This window comes from Pseudonocardia sp. KRD291 (genome assembly GCF_019263595.1).
Lineage (GTDB): Bacteria > Actinomycetota > Actinomycetes > Mycobacteriales > Pseudonocardiaceae > Pseudonocardia.
Genome location: NZ_JADQDD010000328.1, coordinates 1 through 6,343, shown reverse-complemented (window position 1 = coordinate 6,343; position 6,343 = coordinate 1). Strand labels below are relative to the sequence as shown.

Below are 6,343 nucleotides of genomic sequence, written 5' to 3'. Positions count from 1 at the left end.
ACACAGCATGGGCAGGCCCACCGTGGCGTTGTCGTCTGAGGGCGCCGGCCCGGATGCGCCGGCGTCGCCAACAGGGTTCACCGCAGGCCCGGGGGAGGTCCGCGGCGAGGTCAAGGAGGCGGCGGCGCGTTTCGTCGAAGGCGTCGGGACCTGGCGCCGCGGCGCTGCACCGGACCCGACCGCGCGTGTGGTCGCGGCCGGGTACCCGGCCGATCTGGCCGAGGTTGCCCGCCCGCTGTTCGATGTGCCGGCGTGGGAGTCCACCACCACGGTGCTCTATCCCCAGTACGGCGGGCTCACCCCGAGCACGGCGAGCGTGATCGTGCTCGCCCGCCAGGAATGGCGAGGCGCGAGCGCGGACGGTGTACGCGAGGTCCTCCTCGACGTACGGCTACGGTCGGCCGGCGGGATTTGGAACGTCACTGCGGTGCTCGACCCGCCCCGGCCACCGGGGCCACCGACTCGCACCGGCGGCCCGACCCGTGCGGGCCGCGCCCTGCTCGAGGCCCCCCGGCTCGCTCTCCCGGACCCGGTCCGTGCCGACATCACCGCCGGACGCCTTGGCGACCCCATGATCGCCGTCATGCTCGACCTCGCCCGCAGTTTCGACATCCAGGTCCAGGTCGCGGTCTCCGGGCACCCCGGCACGGTCTTCCCGACCCGTCGCCTGTCGAACCACGCCGTGGGGCGTGCCATGGACGTGCGTGCCATCAACGGGGTCCCGGTCGTCGACATCCCTCGCGACGACCCCGTGCTCACCTCCTTCATGACCGCCGCCGCCCGGGCCGGCGCCACCGAGGTCGGCGGCCCGATCCCGGTGGCAGGTCGGGGCCTGTTCACCGACAGCGTCCATCAGGACCACGTCCACGTCGGGTTCACCCCCACCAAGGCGCCGGCGGCGGTGAACCCGTCGTGAAGCCTGGGCCGCGCCCCATACCCGCCCAGGTCGACGCGCCGACGGAGAGCGGCCTGCTCCGGCAGGTCTCGCCGCTCGCGATCGCGACCGCCCTGTCCCGGATCAGCGGGTTCATCCGCACCTCGGTCTGGGCCGCCGCGCTGGGGCTCTACACCGTGGGCAGCGCGTTCACCATCGCCAACACGGTCCCCACGATCCTGTACACGCTACTGGCCGGTGGTGCGATCAGCGCGGTCTTCGTGCCCCAGCTCGTGCGGGCCCTCGGCGAGGGAGACACAGCCGGCGCGGCCTACGCCGATCGCCTGCTCACCCTCACCATTGTGGTCCTCGGCCCGCTGACCGCGGCCGCCGTGTTCGCCGCACCCGCTCTCGCCGGGGTCTTCGTGGGGGAGGGCTGGACATCGGCCGATGTCGCGCTGGCCGCGGCGTTCACGGCCTGGTGCCTGCCACAGGTGTTCTTCTACGGGATCTTCGCGATCCTGAGCCAGATCCTGCAGGCCCGGGGCCGGCCGGGACCGATGATGTGGGCGCCGGTGGCGAACAACGGGGTCACGATCGCGGTCGGCGTCGCCTTCCTCTTGTATACCGACGTCGCCACCGGCCCGCAGCGCGACGCCTCGAGCTCGGTCTCCTCGGCCGAGATCGCGCTCCTCGGAGGCGGCGCCACCCTCGGGGTGGCGGTGCAGGCCCTGATCGTCGTCCCGGCGCTGCGGTCGCTCGGCTTCCGGTACCGGCCACGGTTGGAAATGCGCGGCTCCGGTCTGGGCCGCTCAGCGCGCCTGGCCGGATGGACGCTCGTGTTTGCTGGTGCTGGCCAGCTTCGCCCCCGCGATCGTCATCTACTCCGCTCAGTTCCTGGTGATCCGCGGGATGCACGCGCTCGAGGACACACGCCGACCAGCGATGATCCAGCTGTTGATCACCGGGCTGCAGATCCTCACCGCGGTCGCAGCGGGTGTCTTCCTGCCGGCCGAATGGGTCGTTGCCGGGCTGGCCGCCAGCTTCGGCTTTGCCTACACGATCGGGCTGGCGGTGAGCCTGAGAGCGCTGCGTCGCGCCACCGGCACACCCGCGCTGCGCGCCCTGGGCGCCGCGTACACCCGGTGGATCCTCGCCGCAGGACCCGCGGCGGCGGCCGCCTCCCTCCTCGCCGGCCTCGTGCTCGAGCAGTGGGGCACCGAAGCCCCCAACACCGCGGTCGCGCTTGTCTGCGCCCTCATCGTGTTCACCGCCGGCTATGGCGCCATCGTCTCGCTCATGACAACCGACTGAACCAACGCTTCGACGGGCCGCGATCGGGCCTCGGAGACATGGGCGACGCGGGCTCGCCGGTGTCCGGGTCTGCATCGCCGCCCTACCGCGCGCGGCGCGGGGTGACCGCGAAACGACGTTGGTCCGAACTGGCTACACCCATGCAAGATGCTCAGCGTCTGTTCAGCAAAGCCGCGATACGGTCGATGTTATGCCCATCTCGCCAGCGCGCCCCACCTCAGAGGCGGGCATTCGCACGGCTCCTCCACGAATCGGAGACGCCATTCGTCTGCTTCGTCGCCTGGTCGAGCCCCGCCCGCAGCAACACGATCCGCGATGTGAGCACCCGCATTGGGGCAGATGCGCACCTCGTCAACACGCCAGCGGTAGGTATTGTGCGCCGCGTCTGGCGAAACGGCCACATCCGCGCGACTGAACACCGGGCGGCCATCAAATTCGGCGCACTTGACCCGGCCGCGCCAGCCGAGCGCTCATCTATTCGACGAATACCCTTCTCGGGCTCCGAGCAGGACCCGGCGCAGGGTGTTCGTGAGCCAGATTCGCCACGCTATGTGGTGAATCAGAGTGGCGGTGGCAGTGCCGCCTGTATCGCCATGCTGGGCGTAGCGGAATCGATTCTTGTCGATATGCAGAATTCGTAGCCACCGCGCGGCGGGCGTCCGAGCGCCGGTCGACGATCGACGGCACCTGGACCGAGGGCACGACGGGGTTTCATCATCGCCGCTCCCGCCGCGCGGCATGATGATGTTCCAGCCAGCCGCCTGCGGCCGTCTCCTGTCCCCGCCCCTCGTACTGTCATCGAACTCGGGAGCGAGGCTACCGGGTCCCGGATCTCCAACCTGGCGGCGTTGACCACAGTGGCCCACGCAACCGTGCCCGACACCGACCGAAATTCACGACGCCGGCCGACGATGACCGTCCAAGCGGTCGTCGAGCAGGTTCGGCAGGCGCCGGCCGAGGGCGGACACTCCATCGTCGTGACGACCGCTGCCTGCCGGGCCTTACCATCGAGGTCGATCGTAGGGCGTCGACAAGCGAACCTCGGTGATCTTCGCCGCGGTGGCGAGTCGTCTACCATGTCGACCCGTGGCTTGAGGCGGCTGACCTGTTCCTCCGTCGGCCGCACCGATACGCGGTGGACGGAGGTGACTGGGTGCGACCGCTGGGTGTGCTGGAGGGCGTGGTCATGGACCAGCTCTGGTCCACGGGTGGCGCCGGCACGGTGCGCGAGGTGCTAGCTCGGTTGCGTGAGGAGCGCGACCTCGCCTACACCACAGTGCTGTCGACCATGCAGAACCTGATGGAGAAGGGTTACCTGTCCCGGTCGTCGGAAGGTCGTGCGCACCGCTATCACGCCGTCATGACCCAAGCGGAGTATGCCGCCGGGCTCATGCAGGAGGCGATGGTTCGCGGAGGTGACGGCGATCTAGTCCTGCTGCAGTTCGTGGAGCGGTTGCCGGACGAGTTGCATGCACGGTTGCGGCAGGTACTGGAGGACAGCATCGTGTCGTCCGGCGACAAGTCTGTGCAGGACGTTGATGTCGGGCATGACGAGGACTCCGCGCCTGCCTGATCGGGCGGGCGGCCACCGGGCAGAGACGGATCGCCCCCGTCCGGCGGCAAGCAGCGCGAGGCCCGCCACGGCTGCGCCCACACCATGTCCGGCTCGTGATCGCCGAGCCGTCTCCAGCAGGTGATCGCCTTGGGGTACCCGTCTACCATCCAGGTCCGTAGATCACTACTATCGTGCTGCATCGCCCGCCCTGGATCGGTGAGAGGACCGTAATGACCAGCATGCAGGGGCAGCCGGCGGCTGACGCCGCAGGGGTGGACGGCGGTGACGCCGCTCGTCGGGAGTGCTGGGCAGGATCGTGCGATGCGGTCTTCTCGTGGTGCGGACTGCTCCGTCGCGGTGTGCCGATGGGTGCGCTCAGCGCCGTGGTGGTGGGCATCCCAACCGATGTGATCCCGAACGCGCTGTTCTCCCGCATGACGCCGGTCCGCTGGTGGGACTACGTCGTGCTGGCCCTGACCGCGGTGATGACGGTGCTGTGGTTCGCCACAGCGGCTCATCGCACCGGCGCGCGGGTTCCCGCCGCGACGCTGTTGAGTCTTCTCGCTGTGGGCTGTCCGGTCTGCAACAAGATGGCGGTGGCGCTGCTGGGTGTGTCCGGCGCACTGTCGCTGTGGGCGCCGCTGCAACCACTCCTGGCCGCACTGTCCCTGTTTCTCGCGGGGACCGCCCTGTGGAGTCGGATGGTGGTCGTTCACCGGGCGGCCGCCCGGTCGAGAGAAGCCGCCGTTATCGGGGTTTCGGCAGAGCGCCACACCTGATGACGCAGGGCGTACGAGGCATCCGCGGGCCCACTCTTCGTTGCGGACCCGGCGACACGATCGATACTTCTGGAGCAGGCCCTGTGACACCTACCGTTCGCGATCGCCGGCGCCATGCTCGAACGGCCCTAGCGAGCGCCGCCCTGGTCGCCGCACTCGGGCTGACGGCGTGCAGCACCGCGACGCCCGAACAGTCTGGCGGCGCGTCTGGACAGCCTGGTGACGCGTCTGGTTCGGCGGCCGCCGGTTCAACGGCCGCGGCGCAGTTTGGACATGTGCACGGCATGGGCATGGACCCGGCCGCCGGCGTCGTGTATGTGGCCACTCACCATGGGCTTTTCCGGTCCACCGGCGGGGCCCTGGCCCGGGTCGGCGATTCCGGTCGCGACCTGATGGGATTCACCGTGGCCGGGCCCGGCATATTGCTCTCCAGCGGGCACCCCGGGCCGGGCGAGCAGGGCCCGAACCCGCTCGGCGTCATCGAGAGCCGGGACGCCGGCGAGACGTGGACCGAGCTGGGATTGGGCGGGTCGGTCGACTTCCACGCCCTCGAGATCGGTGCGGACGCCGTCTACGGCTACGACGCCACGAACGGTGTGCTGCGGGCCAGCCCGGACGGTGGCCGCAACTGGGAGACCCGTGGTGAGCTCGTCGCACTCGACATCGCTGCCGCGCCGTCGGATCCCACCCGGGTGCTGGCGACCGTGCCAGGGGGAGTGGCGTCCAGCGCGGACGGTGGGCGCAGTTTCGGCGCGCCCACCGGGCCCCAGCTGACGAATCTATCCTGGGCGAACGACGGAGTGGTCTACGGAATCTCGCTCGACGGTCGATTGTTCGCCAGCGCCGACCGCGGCGCGAGTTGGCAGCAGACCGGCGCCGCGCCGGGCGGCCGTCCCCAGGCACTCACCGCGATCGCGGATCCGGGAGCCAGCACCGACCTGTTGATCGCCACCTCAGGCGGTCTGTACCGCTCGCAGGATGCCGGTCGCTCCGTCGTTCCGCTGGCCTGACTGTGAATCGTCCGCGACCTGCACGCCATATGTGCTGCCCCCGTGGCACGGACAGTGTCCGTGCCACGGGGGAAGCTCAATAGCCCGTGCCAGTCACACCGGTAAGGAGTTGATGTTCGAACTGGCGGAATGGCGGTGCGCGGCGTAGTTCATCCAGCGGCCTCCTGCGGCGTCGGACCATCGGTTGGCGGTGGTGGGGTGGATGCCGAGCAGGTCGACGAGGACGATTGGTGGCAGTTCCGCGGCGAGGTGGAGCAGGGCCGCGTTGCGGCTCAGGCGCAGCGGGATGTCGTGGCGGGCGAGTCGGGTCATGAGGGTGGAGGGCAGCGCGGGGCGGTCGGGTCGGCGTCCGGGGAACAGCCATCGGTGGTCGGTGAGGGTCGCGGCGATGCCTCGGGGCGTGCTGGCCGGGAGCTGGGTGATCAGCTCGGCCAGGGGTGGCGGGATGAGCAGCTGGTCGCGACCAAGGGTGAGCATGACGGCGCCGTCGGCGGCGGGGGCGAGGTCGTCGAGGGTGAGCTGGGAGATGGTGCTGGCGCGCTGGCCGTAGAGCAGCACGAGCAGCCCGGCGACCCGGTCGGCGACCGGGATCGTGGTGTCGCGCAGCAGTCGATGGCTGGTGGTCCAGCGGTGCTGGTCATCGACGAAGTCGCGCGGGGCAGCTGGGTGCTCGCCGCGGTGGGCGCGGTGAGGGTGGCCAGGTGCTGGCGGCGGGCCCAGTTCAGGAACACGAGCGCGGCGCGCGGGTCGGGCAGGGCCGCCAGGGCGGCGTCGAGCTCGGGTTGGCTGGCGTGGGGGAGGTCGTGCCCGG

7 protein-coding genes and 1 pseudogene are annotated in these 6,343 nt (G+C 70.4%); 7 read left to right on the top strand and 1 reads right to left on the bottom strand.

Translation table 11 applies throughout. The annotated features are described in order from the left end of the window. The 7 genes and pseudogenes from I4I78_RS33100 to I4I78_RS28575 all read left to right on the top strand — a co-directional run. Nucleotides 1-916 (top strand): hypothetical protein (locus tag I4I78_RS33100; protein WP_226380619.1); only part of this gene is annotated, 916 nt, incomplete at its 5' end. Next, nucleotides 913-1,677: pseudogene (gene murJ, locus I4I78_RS34340) on the top strand (murein biosynthesis integral membrane protein MurJ); the annotation flags it as partial. The gene I4I78_RS33100 and the pseudogene murJ, both read left to right, overlap by 4 nt. 46 nt (nucleotides 1,678-1,723) lie before the next feature. After that, nucleotides 1,724-2,188 carry a lipid II flippase MurJ gene (locus I4I78_RS28595; RefSeq protein WP_308252423.1) on the top strand — a complete coding sequence of 155 codons (465 nt, stop codon included), beginning with the start codon at nucleotides 1,724-1,726 and terminating at the stop codon, nucleotides 2,186-2,188. 317 nt (nucleotides 2,189-2,505) lie between these two features. Then, complete coding sequence (locus I4I78_RS28590; RefSeq protein ID WP_218614615.1) at nucleotides 2,506-2,829, top strand: hypothetical protein; 324 nt, start codon at nucleotides 2,506-2,508, stop codon at nucleotides 2,827-2,829. Between the two features lie 512 nt (nucleotides 2,830-3,341). After that, entirely contained in the window at nucleotides 3,342-3,761 is a 420-nt protein-coding gene (locus tag I4I78_RS28585) for a BlaI/MecI/CopY family transcriptional regulator (protein ID WP_218614613.1), read from the top strand. Between the two features lie 212 nt (nucleotides 3,762-3,973). Next, entirely contained in the window at nucleotides 3,974-4,522 is a 549-nt protein-coding gene (locus I4I78_RS28580; protein WP_218614612.1) for a hypothetical protein, read from the top strand. Further along, the gene (locus tag I4I78_RS28575) at nucleotides 4,522-5,532 is read left to right on the top strand and encodes a F510_1955 family glycosylhydrolase (RefSeq protein WP_374225935.1); all 1,011 of its coding nucleotides are present in this window, start codon (nucleotides 4,522-4,524) and stop codon (nucleotides 5,530-5,532) included. The genes I4I78_RS28580 and I4I78_RS28575 overlap by 1 nt, the downstream gene beginning before the upstream one ends. Nucleotides 5,533-5,625: 93 nt before the next feature. Here the strand turns inward: I4I78_RS28575 and I4I78_RS28570 are convergent, their stop codons facing one another. Then, nucleotides 5,626-6,090 carry a hypothetical protein gene (locus I4I78_RS28570; protein WP_218614610.1) on the bottom strand — a complete coding sequence of 155 codons (465 nt, stop codon included), beginning with the start codon at nucleotides 6,088-6,090 and terminating at the stop codon, nucleotides 5,626-5,628. Nucleotides 6,091-6,343 lie beyond the last annotated feature (253 nt).